Annotated in this window: 14 protein-coding genes; 9 read left to right on the top strand and 5 right to left on the bottom strand. The window is 72.9% G+C overall.

Translation table 11 applies throughout. The annotated features are described in order from the left end of the window. Nucleotides 1-16 precede the first annotated feature (16 nt). Nucleotides 17-1,576 carry a class I adenylate-forming enzyme family protein gene (locus tag ADK52_RS16420; RefSeq protein WP_053690558.1) on the bottom strand — a complete coding sequence of 520 codons (1,560 nt, stop codon included), beginning with the start codon at nucleotides 1,574-1,576 and terminating at the stop codon, nucleotides 17-19. A gap of 144 nt (nucleotides 1,577-1,720) precedes the next feature. Between ADK52_RS16420 and ADK52_RS16415 the strand changes: the two genes are divergently transcribed. From ADK52_RS16415 to ADK52_RS16400, 4 genes are all read left to right on the top strand, one after another. Continuing rightward, nucleotides 1,721-2,914 (top strand): amidohydrolase family protein, encoded by a 1,194-nt coding sequence (locus tag ADK52_RS16415; protein WP_053690557.1) that lies wholly within the window; start codon nucleotides 1,721-1,723, stop codon nucleotides 2,912-2,914. Then, nucleotides 2,914-4,077, top strand: coding sequence for an acyl-CoA dehydrogenase family protein (locus tag ADK52_RS16410; RefSeq protein WP_053690556.1), 1,164 nt, complete (start codon nucleotides 2,914-2,916; stop codon nucleotides 4,075-4,077). Before ADK52_RS16415 ends, ADK52_RS16410 begins: the two co-directional genes overlap by 1 nt. 5 nt (nucleotides 4,078-4,082) lie before the next feature. Continuing rightward, on the top strand, nucleotides 4,083-4,985 hold the full coding sequence (locus ADK52_RS16405) for an acyl-CoA dehydrogenase family protein (RefSeq protein WP_053690648.1): 903 nt from the start codon (nucleotides 4,083-4,085) through the stop codon (nucleotides 4,983-4,985). Between the two features lie 392 nt (nucleotides 4,986-5,377). Next, entirely contained in the window at nucleotides 5,378-5,815 is a 438-nt protein-coding gene (locus ADK52_RS16400; RefSeq protein ID WP_053690555.1) for an ATP-binding protein, read from the top strand. Between the two features lie 169 nt (nucleotides 5,816-5,984). On the opposite strand, the gene ADK52_RS16395 is transcribed toward ADK52_RS16400, so the two are convergent. Both ADK52_RS16395 and ADK52_RS16390 read right to left on the bottom strand, forming a co-directional pair. Beyond that, nucleotides 5,985-6,641, bottom strand: a complete 657-nt coding sequence (locus ADK52_RS16395; protein ID WP_053690554.1) for a response regulator — start codon at nucleotides 6,639-6,641, stop codon at nucleotides 5,985-5,987. Next, complete coding sequence (locus tag ADK52_RS16390; RefSeq protein WP_078988372.1) at nucleotides 6,638-7,861, bottom strand: sensor histidine kinase; 1,224 nt, start codon at nucleotides 7,859-7,861, stop codon at nucleotides 6,638-6,640. Before ADK52_RS16390 ends, ADK52_RS16395 begins: the two co-directional genes overlap by 4 nt. Before the next feature lie 149 nt (nucleotides 7,862-8,010). Here ADK52_RS16390 and ADK52_RS16385 point away from each other — a divergent pair, with 149 nt between their 5' ends. Both ADK52_RS16385 and ADK52_RS16380 read left to right on the top strand, forming a co-directional pair. After that, nucleotides 8,011-8,601, top strand: a complete 591-nt coding sequence (locus ADK52_RS16385) for a hypothetical protein (protein ID WP_053690553.1) — start codon at nucleotides 8,011-8,013, stop codon at nucleotides 8,599-8,601. A gap of 170 nt (nucleotides 8,602-8,771) precedes the next feature. Continuing rightward, complete coding sequence (locus ADK52_RS16380; RefSeq protein WP_053690552.1) at nucleotides 8,772-9,347, top strand: hypothetical protein; 576 nt, start codon at nucleotides 8,772-8,774, stop codon at nucleotides 9,345-9,347. Nucleotides 9,348-9,470: 123 nt separating this feature from the next. Here ADK52_RS16380 and ADK52_RS16375 read toward each other — a convergent pair whose 3' ends face one another. After that, complete coding sequence (locus ADK52_RS16375) at nucleotides 9,471-10,268, bottom strand: VOC family protein (RefSeq protein WP_053690551.1); 798 nt, start codon at nucleotides 10,266-10,268, stop codon at nucleotides 9,471-9,473. 117 nt (nucleotides 10,269-10,385) lie between these two features. Continuing rightward, a complete protein-coding gene (locus tag ADK52_RS16370) occupies nucleotides 10,386-11,312 on the bottom strand; it encodes a cyclase family protein (RefSeq protein WP_053690647.1) in 927 nt (308 codons plus the stop codon). Between the two features lie 119 nt (nucleotides 11,313-11,431). Here ADK52_RS16370 and ADK52_RS16365 point away from each other — a divergent pair, with 119 nt between their 5' ends. The 3 genes from ADK52_RS16365 to ADK52_RS16355 are packed head-to-tail and all read left to right on the top strand — an operon-like array spanning nucleotide 11,432 to nucleotide 14,658. Continuing rightward, nucleotides 11,432-12,352, top strand: a complete 921-nt coding sequence (locus tag ADK52_RS16365; RefSeq protein WP_053690550.1) for an SDR family oxidoreductase — start codon at nucleotides 11,432-11,434, stop codon at nucleotides 12,350-12,352. Nucleotides 12,353-12,367: 15 nt separating this feature from the next. Further along, nucleotides 12,368-13,594 (top strand): acyl-CoA dehydrogenase family protein, encoded by a 1,227-nt coding sequence (locus ADK52_RS16360; protein ID WP_053690549.1) that lies wholly within the window; start codon nucleotides 12,368-12,370, stop codon nucleotides 13,592-13,594. Next, nucleotides 13,591-14,658 carry a Zn-dependent alcohol dehydrogenase gene (locus tag ADK52_RS16355; protein WP_053690548.1) on the top strand — a complete coding sequence of 356 codons (1,068 nt, stop codon included), beginning with the start codon at nucleotides 13,591-13,593 and terminating at the stop codon, nucleotides 14,656-14,658. Before ADK52_RS16360 ends, ADK52_RS16355 begins: the two co-directional genes overlap by 4 nt. Nucleotides 14,659-14,718 lie beyond the last annotated feature (60 nt).

The following is a 14,718-nucleotide window of genomic DNA, read 5'->3' as shown; positions in this document are numbered from 1 at the left end:
TCCCCCCGGACACCCCCTAGGCGAAGCGTTCGCGGAGTTTGTACTTCAGGACCTTGCGGAGGGCTTCGTTGCGGGGGAGGGCTTCGACCCGTTCCAGCTGTTCCGGCAGTTTGTGGGGGGCCAGGCCCTGGGCGCGGAGGTGGGCCGTCAGCTGCGGGAGGGTCAGGGGGGCCGCTCCCGGTGGCTGTTCCACGACCGCGCAGACGCGTTCGCCGCGCTCCGGGTCCGGGAGGCCGATCACGGCCACGTCGCCGATGCCCGGGAGCAGGTGCAGGAGGTCCTCGATCTCCTTCGCGGAGACGTTCTCGCCCTTGCGGATGATCACGTCCTTGCTGCGGCCGGTGAGGACGAGGTAGCCGTCCGGCGTCAGGTGGCCGAGGTCGCCGGTGATCAGGTACCCGTCGGCGTCGAAGACCTCCGCAGGGCGCTCCTCCCGGTTCAGGTACCCCCGGCAGACCGCCTCGCCGCGCAGCCGGACCTCGCCGTCCGTGTCCGGGGGCAGGATGCGGCCGTCGGGCGCCGTGATGCGGATCGACATGCCGGCCGGTGGGCGGCCCTCCGTCGTGGCGAGGTGCTCCGGGGTGTCGTCCGGGGCGCCCATGGTGATCATCGGGACCTCGGTCATGCCGTAGCCGTGGGTCAGCCGGCAGCCCAGTTCGCGGACGACCGCGTGGTAGATCTCCGGGGGCTTCGGGGCGCCGCCGCCCGCGAGCAGGCGCAGGGTCGGGATGAGCCTGGACCCCGGGTCCTTGCGCTGCTCCGTCAGGAACATCGAGTAGAAGGCCGTCGAGCCGCCGGCCACCGTGACCCCGTGGCGCCGGTAGCCGGCCAGCGCGTCCGGCATGGCGAACTTCTCGAAGAGGACCGCGGGGAAGCCGTACAGGAGCAGCATCACCAGGTAGTCCGGGCCGCCTATGTGCGCGTACGGGAAGGCGATCGAGCCGACGTCGGCCGGGCTCAGCCGCAGGGCGTGGGCCAGGCAGGAGCCGCCCGCGATCAGTGAGCGGTCGGTGTGCAGGACCCCCTTGGGGTCGGAGGTGGTCCCCGAGGTCCAGTAGATCCAGCGGACGGACGTGCCTTCGGACGGGGGCGCGGGGAGTACGGCCGGATCGCCCGTCGGCAGGGTCCCGTACGCCTCGAAGACCCCGCGCGCGCCGAGGCGCTCGGCCATCGCGGTGTGGTCGAAGCCCCGCCAGACGCCCGGGACGGCGAAGAACTCGGCCTTGGACTCGCGCAGCGCGAAGCCCACCTCGCGGTCCCGGTAGAAGGGGATCACCGGGGTCTGGACGGCCCCGATCCGGGCCAGGGCGAGGGAGAGCAGCACCGTCTCGATCCGGGTGGGCAGCTGCCAGGCGACGACGGTGCCCGGCCGTACGCCCATCTCGTACAGCCCCGCCGCGACCTGCTCGGAGCGGTCGCGCAGCTCGGCGAAGGTGAGCTTCCGGTCGTCGGCGGGGTCGTCGGCCGCCTCGATGAGCACGGTGGCGCCGGGGCTCAGCGCGGCCCGCGCCGCGACCAGCTCCCACAGGGTGGGGGAGTGGCTCAGCCGTATCGCCGTGTCCTTGGTGTCCGCCATCCCCAGCCTCCCGTAACTGACGTGTCGTCAGATCCAGCGCAGAGCGTAGGGCTCCGGCGCTTGTCGGTCCAGGGGTGGCGGGGCTAGCGTGCTTTCTGACGCTCCATCAGATTCACCGGATTCATCGGCTCGCGAGGGGACACCATGGAACTGGAACTGCCTCGGATCATCAGCGTCGACGACCACGTCATCGAACCCGCGCACCTCTTCGACGTCTGGCTGCCGGCCAAGTACCGCGACCGCGGGCCCAAGGCGCTCACCGCCGGGATCGGGGAGCTCCAGTACACCGGCGGCAAGTACGTGATCTCCATGGACCCCGACGGCCCGCCGACCGACTGGTGGATCTACGAGGACCTGAAGTTCCCGTACAAGCGCAACATCGCGGCCGTCGGCTTCGACCGCGACGACATGACCCTGGAGGGGATCACGCGCGAGGAGATGCGGCGCGGCTGCTGGGATCCGAAGGCGCGCCTCGCCGACATGGACCTCAACCACGTCGAGGCCTCGCTCTGCTTCCCGACCTTCCCGCGCTTCTGCGGCCAGACCTTCGCCGAGGCCCACGACAAGGAGGTCGCCCTCGCCTGCGTGCGCGCGTACAACGACTGGATGGTCGAGGAGTGGTGCGGCGACAGCGGCGGCCGGCTCATCCCGCTCTGCATCATCCCGCTCTGGGACATCGACCTCGCCGTCGCCGAGATCCGGCGCAACGCCGCCCGCGGGGTGCGCGCCGTGACCTTCTCCGAGATCCCGACGTACCTGGGGCTGCCCTCCATCCACTCCGGCTACTGGGACCCCTTCTTCGCCGTCTGCCAGGAGACGGGCACGGTCGTCAACATGCACATCGGGTCCAGCTCCCAGATGCCCGCCGCCTCGCCCGACGCGCCGCCCGCCGTCCAGGCCTCGCTCAGCTTCAACAACGCCATGGCCTCGATGATGGACTTCCTGTTCAGCGGGGTGCTGGTGAAGTTCCCGACGCTGAAGCTGGCGTACAGCGAGGGCCAGATGGGCTGGATCCCGTACGCCCTCGAACGCGCCGACGACGTCTGGCAGGAGCACCGCGCCTGGGGCGGGGTCCGCGACCTGATCCCCGAGCCGCCGTCCACGTACTACTACCGGCAGATGTTCTGCTGCTTCTTCCGCGACAAGCACGGCATCGCCTCGCTCGACGTCGTCGGCCGCGACAACGCCACCTTCGAGACCGACTACCCGCACGTGGACTCGACCTTCCCGCACACCAAGGAGGTCGCCCTCGACCACGTGAAGGGGCTGGACGACGAGACGGTCCACAAACTGATGCGCGGCAACGCCATCCGCATGCTCGGCCTGGACCTCGTCTGATGGACCTGACGTACACGGAGGAGGAGCGGGGCTTCCGGGCCCGGCTGCGCGAGTGGCTCGGCAAGACCCTGCCCGAGCTGCCCGCCAAGCCGTCCCCCGACGACTGGCCCGGCCGGCGCGCGTACGACACCGGCTGGCAGCGCCGCCTCCACGACGCCGGGTACGCCGGCCTGCACTGGCCCGTGGACGCGGGCGGGCGCGGGGCCACCCCCACCCAGCACCTGATCTTCCTGGAGGAGACCGAGCGCGCCGGCGCCCCGTACGTCGGCGCCAACTTCGTCGGACTCCTGCACGCCGGCCCGACCATCGCCGCCGAGGGCACGGCCGCGCAGCGGGCGCGCTGGCTGCCGCCCGTACTGCGCGGGGACGAGGTGTGGTGCCAGGGGTTCAGCGAGCCGGGCGCGGGCTCCGACCTGGCCGCGCTGCGCACGCGCGCCGTGCGCGACGGCGAGGACTACGTGATCACCGGCTCGAAGATCTGGACCTCGCACGCGGAGGTCGCCGACTGGTGCGAGCTGCTCGTGCGGACGGCTCCCGTCAGTGCGGAGACCCCCAAGCACCGCGGGATCTCCTGGCTGGCCATGCCCATGGACGCGCCCGGGGTCACCGTCCGGCCGCTGCGCACCCTCGCCGGATCGGCCGAGTTCGCGGAGGTGTTCCTCGACGAGGTCCGGGTGCCCGTCGCGAACCGGGTCGGGGACGAGAACGACGGCTGGCGCGTCACCATGGTCACCCTCTCCTTCGAGCGGGGGACGGCCTTCGTCGGCGAGGTCGTGGCCTGCCGCCGCACCCTGGGCGAGCTCGCGCGCACGGCGAAGGCGAACGGCCGCTGGGACGATCCGGTGCTGCGGCGCCGGCTCGGGCGGCTGTACGGGGAGTTCGGCGCGCTGTGGCGGCTCACCCAGTGGAACGTCAGCGAGTCCGAGGCCTCGGGCGGGGTGCCGGGCGTCGGCGGCTCCGTCTTCAAGCTCGCCTACTCGCACGCGCGCCAGGAGCTGTACGACGCCGCCGCCGAGGTGCTCGGCGCGGACTCCCTCGCGCTGGACGGCGAGTGGGCCCTGGACCGGCTCTCGTCCCTCTCGTACACGATCGCGGCGGGCACCTCGCAGATCCAGCGGAACATCGTCGCCGAGCGGATCCTCGGCCTCCCGAAGGGCCGGTGAGGGCCGTGGACTTCCGGCTGACGGACGAGCAGCGCGACCTGCGGGCCGGCGTACGGGACCTGCTGGCGGGCCGGTACGGGCGCGAGGCGCTGCGGGCATCGGTGGACGCGGGCGGGGCCCTGGACCGGGGGCTGTGGCGGGAGCTCGGCGAGACCGGGTTCTTCGCGCTGCGGCTCCCGGAGGAGCGGGGCGGGGTCGGGCTGGGGCTGCCCGAGGCGGTCCTCGTCTTCGAGGAGGCGGGCCGGGCGCTGCTGCCGGGGCCGCTGGTCGCCACGCACCTGGCGGCGGGGACGGTCGAGGGGGCGGCGCAGGGGCGGGCGGTGGTCACGGCGTTCGACCTGCGCGGGTCGCTGGTGGCCCACCTCGGGGAGGCGGACGCGGTGCTCGGCACGCCGTCGTTCCCTTCGGGTGAGCCGGTGCCCTCGGCGGACCCGCTCACCCCGCTGCACCGGGTGGCTCCGCGGGCGGCCGGCGGGGAGGCGTACCGCGACGAGGGCGCGCTGCTGACGGCCGCCCTCCAGGCCGGCAGCGCGCTGCGCACGGTGGAGCTGGCGGTGCGGTACGGGCGCGAGCGCGAACAGTTCGGGCAGCCGATCGGGGCGTTCCAGGCGGTCAAGCACCTGTGCGCGCAGATGCTGGTGCGGGCGGAGGTGGCCCGTACGGCGGTCTACGCGGCGGCGGTGACGGCGGACCCGGCGGAGGTGGCCGGGGCCAAGCTGCTGGCCGACGAGGCCGCCGTGCGCAACGCCCGCGACTGCCTCCAGGTGCACGGCGGGATGGGGTTCACGTGGGAGGCGGACGTGCACCTGCACCTCAAGCGGGCCTGGGTGCGCGCCGAGCAGTGGCGGACGGCGGGGGAGGCGGAGGAGCTGCTGGCGGCCGAGCTGGGCGGCGGGGCCGGCGGCTGAGCCGACTGCTGACCCGGCGGGGGCCGACGGCTGACCCGGCAGCCGCTGCTCGGGGGTAGCTCCCTGTCACGAAGAGCCGGGGAACGGGGCACGGTCGGGACGGCCCGGGACGCATGTCCGATTACGGAGAGTTGATATCGGTTTGTGTCCTTGGCCCGGCTCATTGCGGCCCGGACTCCGGGGCCTGCTCCGGTACGCTCCCGGGAATGCGAGCGGCCCAGCAGCGCGAGCGACGCGCAGTATGCACCACGCCTACTCCTTCGCGCTGGAATATGCCCGAAGCGCTTGTTGTCGTGACTGTATGTCAACCATGCTGCTCCGCAAGGGGGTCACAGTCGGTGATCCCGTCCTGTCGCGAGGCGAAGTGTCCGCCGGTTCGGATGGTGTGAGCGGTGCAGGTGCTTCAGGTACAGCTGGAGGTAGGACCGGACCCCGCCGAAGTCGGCCGGGCCCGCCGCTGGGCGCGGTCCCGGCTGGCGGGGTCGGGCATAGGGGACGACGAACCGCTCGCCGAGACACTCATCCTGCTGATCTCCGAGCTGGTCACCAACGCGGTCGTGCACACCGGTTGTCCGGCCGTCCTGCGGATGCTCTTCGGGGAGCCGGGCGTACGGGTCGAGGTCGCCGACACCAGCGCCCGCGGCCCGGCCCGCCGGCAGGCCGCCGGGGACGACACGGGCGGGCGCGGGCTGGAGCTGGTGGACGGACTGGCCGACCGCTGGGGCTGGCAGCGCGAGGGCGCGGGCAAACGGATCTGGTGCGAGATCGACCGCGCAGGCAAACCCGCGGACTGCGGATCGACGGCGTGGGAACCGCGCGTGTACCTCTAACGAGGTGTTGACGGTTCGTCAACTGTTGATCACCCTTGTACTGAGCGATTCGTCGCGAGGGGACGCCAAGGGCAGACCTTGACGAGTGCGGGTCGTGGGGTGGCGGCTGCCGTGCCGCGCTCGGGGCGCGCACGACCGTACGCCGCCACCCGCTGGTTCTCGCGCTGCCCTACTGGGGCGGCGCGACCAGGCCCATTTCGTAGGCCTTGATCACCAGTTGTACCCGGTCCCGGGCGTCCAGCTTCGTCAGCAGCCGGGCCACGTGCGATTTCGTCGTCGCCACCGTGATGAACAGGTCCTGCGCGATCTCGCTGTTCGACCGCCCCCGCCCCACCAGGGTCAGCACCTCCTGCTCCCGGCCCGTGATCGCCGGGACGCGCTCGGGGGCGGGCGCCGGGCCCGCGACGAAGTCGGCTATCAGGCGGCGCGTGACACCGGGCGCGATGAGGGCGTCGCCCGCCGCGACCACGCGGACGGCGGCGAGGATGTCGTCCAGCGCCATGTCCTTCACGGCGAAACCGCTCGCACCGGCGCGCAGCGCCCCGTACACGTGCTCGTCCTCGTCGAAGGTGGTCAGGATCAGCACGCGGGCGCCGCCGGGGGCGGCGGCCGTGAGCCGGCGGGTGGCCTCGATGCCGTCCATCTCCGGCATCCGGATGTCCATCACCACCACGTCGGGGGCGAGCTCGGCGCTCATGCGGACCGCCTCGGCGCCGTTCGCGGCCTCGCCCACGACCTCCAGGTCCGGGGTGTCGGCCATCAGGACGCGCAGCCCCGAGCGGACCAGGGGCTGGTCGTCGGCGAGCAGGACGCGGATGCCGCTCATTCCTTCTCCTCCCGTTCCTGTCGTGCGGGTTGTTGCGGCGGTTCCGGCTGCGCCAGGGGGAGGGCCGCCGTGACGCGGAAGCCCCCGCCGTCGCCCGGTCCGGCCTCGAAGCGGCCGTTCAGCAGGGTGGTGCGCTCCCGCATGCCCGTGAGGCCGAACCCGGCGCCGGGAGCGGCGCCTTCCGGGAGGCCGCGCCCGTCGTCGGTGATCTCCAGGGCCAGTTGGTCCCGTCCGTACGCGATCTCCACCCGGCAGCGGTCGGCGCGCGCGTGCCGGACCACGTTGGTCAGCGCCTCCTGCACGATGCGGAACGCGGCCAGCTCGATGTCGGAGGGCAGCGGCCGCCGCTCCCCCGACCACGCCACGTCCACCCGTAGGCCCGTATCGCCCGCGGTGGCCGCGGCGAGCCGGTCGACGCCGTCCAGGCCCGGCGCGGGCGCCAGCGACGCGGGATCCAGCGGCGCGGGCTCGTCGCGGCGCAGGGCGACCAGCGTGCGGCGCAGCCCCGCGAGGGTCTCGCGGCTGGTGGCCTCGATGGCCCGCAGCGCCTCGCGGGCCTGTGCGGGCTGCGTCTCGATGACCCGGCTGCCGACCCCGGCCTGGATGGCGATGACGCCGATGCTGTGGGCGACCATGTCGTGCAACTCGCGGGCGATGCGCAGCCGCTCGTCGGTGAGGGCCTGCTCGGTGGCCCGGGCCTGCGCCTGCGCGGCGGCCTCGCGGCCGCGCCGTACGGAATCGCCCATCAGCCAGGCGAGGACGACGATCGGCAGCTGGCTCTGGGTGAGGACGAGGGCGGAGCCGGTCGCGGGCAGCGCGAACTGGGCGGTGAGCAGCAGCAGGACGGTGATGCTCACGGCCGACAGGGTCACCCGGCGCGAACGGGTGGCCGCGACCGCGCCGAGCGCCACCGCGGCGGGCAGCACCGTCGCGAGGGTGAGACCGGGGGCGCGGCCGAGGAAGAGCACCAGGTACGTGCCGAGGAGCATCAGGGCGAGGGTGGTGAGCGGCGCCCGGCGCACCAGGAGGGCGCCGGTCAGCGCGCCGATGACCGCGAGGAGCGGCCCCACTTCGAAGATCCTGTCCCCGACGCCGAGGGGGACGCGGTACGCGAGGTTCCACAGTACGAGGGTGCCGAGCGCGGCGCCCGTCCAGAGGGCCGCGACCGGCCACCGGAAGGCCGGCGGCCCGCCGCCCGTATGCCCTGATGAGGTGTTCATGCCGCGACCCTAACGACCGCCCCGGGTACGGACATCGGCCTGCGGGATGCATCCCGCAGGGGGGTGTCGGGGGCGGTGGTAACCAAGCATTCCGCTTCGAGGACAATTGGGGACGCACTCGACGTTACTCAGCGGTAGGAGCAAGCGCGTTGAACCAGGACAGGCGCCGCCAGGCCGAGGAATTCCTCCAGCCCGACGAGCAGTTGATCGCCGTATGTGCCTGCGAACCGGGTCCGGGCGTGCCGAGCCCGCCGGAGGACCTGCTCGCGCCGCCGGAGCCGGCGGCGCTCGGCCGGCGGATCGAGGAGAAGCTCCCGCGCCCCCTCCAGCACTTCTTCAGGGCCCGCGCGCACGAAGAACGCCGGGACGACCCGGCGGCCGAGCGGCGCCCGGACCCGGCGGACGGAAAGGGCATGGAGGGCGGCTGGCAGAGCGCGGCCGGCCGGTACCTGATCGGCCGGGCCAACGCGCGGGGCTCTGCGACGGACGTCCTCGTCGTGACGGACCGGCGCTGGTTCGCCCTCACGGACGTCTCGCCGGTGTGGCAGTCGACGCCCGCGATGAAGCAGTTCTGGGAGGTCCCGCGGTCGGCGGTCACCGTCGTCCGGGCGAGCGCGGCGGGCCTGCACGCGAAGGGCCGTATGGACATCGAGTTCGCCGACCTCTCCTGGGTCGCCGTGGCGGCCCTGGCCCCCGCCGAGGCCCCCGCCTTCGCGGCCGCCGCCGCCCGCTACCGCTAGCGCTGCGACCGCAGCGGGCGCGGTCGGCGGGCCGGGCGCACGCGGGCTCGGGCGGGGGCCGAGGGGCGCCGGAGGGCGCCTCCTTCGCGCCGGTTGACCACGAAAAGCACTCGCGTGAATACTCTCCGTTGCGAAGTGGGTCCGTGGTCCGGCATGGGAGACGGTGGCGTATGAGCATCCTGAACAGTCCCTACGGAGCATCCCCGCGTCCGCCGCGACGCGCAGTGCTCGCAGGGGTGCTGGGCCTCGCGTCCGGACTGGCCGTCACGGGAGCGACCGCCGCGACCGCCGCGACCGCCAGTCCGGCGGCCGCGGCGGACACGCAGGACAAGTGGCGGTTCTGCGTGAAGTGCCACTGCATGTTCTTCCGCGGCTACCCGAACGACGGGGCCTGCGCGGCGGGCGGCGGGCACGACGCCGACGGGTTCGACTTCAACCTGCCCCACGACGTGCCCGAGACCGCGAACACCCAGCGCAACTGGCGGTTCTGCGACAAGTGCTTCGTCATGTTCTGGTACGGCGCGCCCAGCGCCGGCCACTGCCCCACCGGCGACGGCCACCGCATGGCCGGGTACGACTTCGTCCTGAGGCACGACGTGGTGCAGATCGCGAACACCCAGCGCGACTGGAGGTACTGCGACAAGTGCCACGGCCTGTTCTGGAACGGCTACGCGGACAAGGGCGCCTGCCCGGCCGGCGCCAAGCACCACATGGCCGGCTACGACTTCGTCCTGCCCTACCTGTAGCCCTCGCCCGCGGGCCGGACGCCCAGGGGCGGGCGCGGGTCCGGGCGCGGGTCCGGGTCAGGGCGCGGGTCCGGGTCCGGGTGCGTTGCCCCGGCCGGGGGCCGGGGCAAGCGGCGGGCTTGTTTATGCGGGGGATTCCGGGGCGGTCGCGGTGATCACGGCGAAGGTGCCGCCCTGGGGGTCGGAGAGGACCGCCATCCGGCCGGCCGCCATGTCGAACGCCGGGGCCCTGACGCTGCCGCCGGCCCGGACCACGGCCGCCTGGACGCCGTCCACGTCGTCGACGTGGAAGTACGGAAGCCAGTGCGGCGGAACCTCGGCCGGCAGCGCGGCGAGGTCCATCATCCCGCCGACCGAGCGACCGCCGACCTTGAACTCCGTGTACCCCTCGGCGCCCGGCATCTGCGACTTCGCCGTGCTGATCGGCAGGACGGCGGAGTAGAACGCGGCGGCGGCGTCGGTGTCGCCGGTGCTCAGTTCGTTCCAGATCAGCGCGCCGTGCTCGTTGACGATGCCCGCCCCGGCGAAGGTGCCGTACTGCCAGAGGCCGACGACGGCGCCGGTCGGGTCGGTGATGACGGCCATCCGCCCGAGGTCCATGACGTCCATCGGGCCCATCATCACGCTGCCGCCCGCGTCGGTGACCGCCTTGAGGGTGGAGTCGATGCCGTCGGTGGCCAGGTACGTGGTCCACACGGTCGGCGGCATCGGGTCCGGCACCGTTCCGTCCGGGTTGGAGGCGCGCATGATCCCGGCCACCGGCTTGCCCTTGAGGGTGCAGACCGAGTACCCGCCGGTCTCCGGCGGACCGACCTCGCCCTGCCAGCCGAAGAGGTCGCGGTAGAAGTCGAGGGCGGCCTGCTGGTCGGGGACCATCAGGTCGATCCAGCAGGGGGTGCCGGACATGTAGGGGCCGTTCATTTCGGGCACGGATGCCTCCGGGACTGGCGGTGAGGGATGGGACGGCCGCTCCCTACCCCGCCCCCGGCGGCCGAATCGGGCCGTACGGCTGAATCGGGCCGTACGGCCGGATCGTCCTCAGAGGACGGCCACCGGGGCGACCGGGGTGCCCACGCCGCCGACGAAGGGCTCCGGCATGGCCGACAGCAGGAAGGCGTACCGGTTCTCTTCTGCACAGGCTGTGGACAACCTTTCGAGGTTCCAGTTCTGGCCCTGGTGCATGCCCATCTCCACCAGGTCCAGCGCGTGCACCGGCAGCCACAGGTTCTCGATCTCCGGCGGGAAGATCTCGAAGGTCAGGGTGTCGTTGGCGACGGCCGCCACGTCTCGGGCGTGGAACCACTGCGGCGTACGGACGGACAGTCCGGGCGACGGGAAGCCGTAGCCGTGCTTGTCGCCCGCCAGGTAGACCTGGATCTGGCCGGTGCGGACCAGGACGACGTCGCCCGCCCGGACGCTGACCCCGCCGAACTCCTCGGCCTCCGCGAGGTCCTCGGGGGTCACCGCGTGGCTCCCCGGCAGCCGGTCCAGGCCCTTCGCGCGCGCCACGTCCAGCAGGACGCCCCGCGAGACGATGGGCGTGGCCTTGTCGATGCCGCTGAACTCGGCGCGCGCGTGTGCGGTGATCGTGGAGGCGGGGCGGCCGTTGTAGATGCGGCCCGAGTGCGAGACGTGCGTCAGGGCGTCCCAGTGGGTGGCCGACTGGAGGCCCATCGTCACGGCGTCGTCGCTGCACGCCACCGTGCCCGGCCCGAAGAGCTCCTGGTTGATCTGCACCATCGTGTGCAGCGGGTTGACCCGCCCGGGGATCAGCCCCGCCTGCACCCCGTCCTCCTTCAGCGGGAGCGCCAGGGGGATCCGCAGACCGGCGCGGACCTCGGCGGCCGCCGCCCGCACCACCTCCGGAGTGATCAGGTTCAGGGTGCCGATCTCGTCGTCGGCGCCCCAGCGTCCCCAGTTGTTGACGCGCTTGGCGATGTCGTGGAACTCGGCGGGCAGGGTCACGGCTTCCATCAGCTCCTGAGGTGCACTGGGGCAACTGAGGCCAACTAGGGCTTGTGCCTGGGCATCTGACTGGTCATAGAATCTAACGGACCGTCAGAAATCGCGGGAAGGGGTCGGGCGTGGGGAACTTCTTGGCCGGCAAGGTCGTGGCCGTCACAGGCGCGGGCCGGGGCATCGGGCGGGCCGTGGCACTCGCGGCGGCAGCCGAGGGCGCCAAGGTCGTCGTCAACGACTACGGCGTCGGCATCGAGGGCGGGGAGCCGACGAGCGAGATCGCCGACGGCGTGGTGAAGGAGATCCAGGCCGCCGGCGGCGAGGCCGTCGCAGTCGCCGACGACATCTCGACCATGGCGGGCGGCCAGCGCATCGTCGACACCGCCCTCGCGCAGTTCGGCCGGATCGACGGCGTCGTGTGCGTTGCCGGCATCCTGCGCGAGCGGATGCTGTTCAACATGTCCGAGGAGGAGTGGGACCCGGTCGTCGCCACTCACCTCAAGGGCACCTTCACCGTCTTCCGCGCCGCCTCCGCCGTCATGCGCCGCCAGGGCTCCGGCACCCTCATCGGCTTCACCAGCGGCAACCACCAGGGCTCCGTCGCCCAGGCCAACTACAGCGCCGCCAAGGGCGGGATCATCTCCCTCGTCCGCTCCGCCGCGCTCGGGCTGGCCAAGTACGGGGTCACCGCCAACGCCGTCGCACCCGTCGCCCGTACCCGGATGTCGGCCAACGTGCCCATGGAGCTCAAGGAGATCGGCGAGCCCGAGGACGTCGCGGCGCTCGTCACCTACCTGCTCTCCGACAAGGCCGTCGCCGTCGGCGGCGAGAAGATCACCGGGCAGGTCTACACGATCGCCGGCCCGAAGATCGCCGTCTGGGCGCAGCCGCGCGAGCTGCGCGCCGGCTACGCCGAGGGCTCCTGGACCCCCGAGAAGATCGCCGACTTCCTGCCCGGGACGGTGGGCACCGACCCGATGCCGATGCTCGCGCAGCTGGAGGCCATGGCCAGGGCGGCGGCCGCCAAGGACCGCCCCAACGCGTAGGGGAGCCCGGACGACATGGACTTCAGCTTCGGGGCCGGGGACGAGGAGCTGCGCGCCCGCGCCCGCGCATGGCTCACCGGGCACCTGGTGGGTCCGTACGCCGGCGCCCTCGGCCTCGGCGGGCCCGGCAGCGAGCACGAAGGGGTCGAAGCCCGGCGTGCCTGGGAGCGCGAGCTGGGCCGCGGCGGCTGGATCGGCCAGGGCTGGGAGCTGCCGTCGGGGGCGTACGGGCAGCAGCGGCTCTCGCTGACCGGCCAGGTCGTCTGGGCCGAGGAGTACGCGGCGCTGCGCGCCCCCGGCCGGGTCGGCCACATCGGCGAGAACCTCCTCGCGCCGACCCTGATCGCGTACGGCTCCCGGGAGCAGCGGGACCGCTTCCTGCCGGGCATCGCGCGCGGCGAGGAGCTGTGGTGCCAGGGGTACAGCGAGCCGGGCGCCGGCTCGGACCTCGCGGGGATCCGTACGACGGCGGTCCGGGACGCTGCGGACCGGCAGTTCCGGGTCACCGGGCAGAAGATCTGGACCTCGCTGGCCCAGGACGCCGACTGGTGCTTCGTCCTGGCCCGGACCGAGCCCGGCTCGCGCCGCCACCGCGGGCTGTCGTTCCTGCTCGTACGGATGGACCAGCCGGGACGGGTCGAGGTCCGGCCGATCCGCCAGATGTCGGGGACGAGCGAGTTCAACGAGGTGTTCTTCGACGGGGCGGTGGCGGCGGAGGTCGTCGGAGGGGAGGGCAACGGCTGGACCGTGGCCATGGGGCTGCTCGCCCTGGAACGCGGGGTCTCGACGCTCGTCCAGCAGATCGGGTTCGCGGCGGAGCTGGAGCGGGTGGTGGGGGCGTACGTCGCTGCGGCCTCGCGGGGCGCGTACGGGGCCTCGGGCGCCGGGGATCCCGTACTGCGCGAACGCCTCGTACGGCAGTGGGCCGAGCTGCGCACGATGCGCTGGAACGCCCTGCGGACCCTCGGGTCCGCCGACGACCCGGGCGCGCCGAGCGTGGCCAAGCTGCTGTGGGGCGGCTGGCACCGGCGGCTCGGGGAGCTGGCGGTGGCGGTCCGCGGAGCCGGGGCCTCGGCCGGACCGGCGGACTGGGCGCCCGGGACCCCGTACGAACTCGGACTCGACGAGGAGCAGCGCCTGTTCCTGTTCACCCGCGCCGACACCATCTACGGCGGCTCGGACGAGATCCAGCGGAACATCATCGCCGAGCGCGTGCTCGGCCTGCCTAAGGAGCCCAGGTGAGAGGCGTCGTGTTCGACGGCAAGCAGGTCCAGGTGGTCGAGGATCTGGAGATCCGGGATCCGGGGCCGGGGGAGGTGCTGGTCGCGATCGCGGCGGCCGGGCTGTGCCACAGCGACCTGTCGGTGATCGACGGGACGATACCGTTCCCGCCGCCGGTCGTCCTGGGGCACGAGGGCGCGGGAGTGGTGGAGGCGGTCGGGTCGGGTGTGACGCACGTGGCGCCGGGCGACCACGTCTCCCTCTCCACCCTCGCGAACTGCGGGGCCTGCGCGGACTGCGACCGGGGCCGGCCGACCATGTGCCGCAAGGCGATCGGGATGCCGGGGCAGCCGTTCTCGCGGGGCGGGAAGCCGCTGTTCCAGTTCGCGTCCAACTCGGCCTTCGCCGAGCGGACCATCGTCAAGGCCGTCCAGGCGGTGAAGATCCCGGACGACATCCCGCTGACGTCGGCGGCGCTCATCGGCTGCGGCGTCCTGACCGGCGTGGGGGCCGTACTGAACCGGGCCCGGGTCGACCACGGCGAGTCGGTGGTCGTCCTCGGCACGGGCGGCATCGGGCTGAACGTGATCCAGGGCGCGCGGATCGCGGGCGCGGGCACCGTCGTGGCGGTGGACGCGAACCCGGCGAAGGAGGCCGTGGCCCGGCAGTTCGGGGCCACGCACTTCATCGACGCGTCGGCCGTCCCCGACTCCTCGGCGGCGGTGCGCGAGATCCTCCCGACGGGCGCCGACCACGCCTTCGAGTGCGTGGGCAACGTCAAGCTGATCCGCCAGGCCGTCGACCTGCTGGACCGGCACGGGCAGGCGATCCTGCTCGGGGTCCCGGGGTTCAAGGAGGAGGCGTCGTTCATGGTCTCGTCCATGTACCTGGACAAGACCATCATGGGCTGCCGGTACGGCTCCTCCCGCCCGCAGCGGGACATCGCCCTGTACGCGGAGCTCTACCGGCAGGGCAGGCTGCTGCTCGACGAACTCGTCACGGAGACCTACCCGATCGAGGACTTCGCGAAGGCCGTGGACGACGCCCGGCACGGCAGGGTGGCGCGGGGAGTTCTCACGTTCTGACCCGTCCCGACCCTTCTTCCGCCGGCCGGGGGGTCGGCGGAAGAAGGTCGCCGGGCCGGG

The organism is Streptomyces sp. WM6372 (assembly GCF_001279655.1).
GTDB lineage: Bacteria > Actinomycetota > Actinomycetes > Streptomycetales > Streptomycetaceae > Streptomyces.
This window is presented reverse-complemented; position numbering and strand designations above follow the sequence as displayed.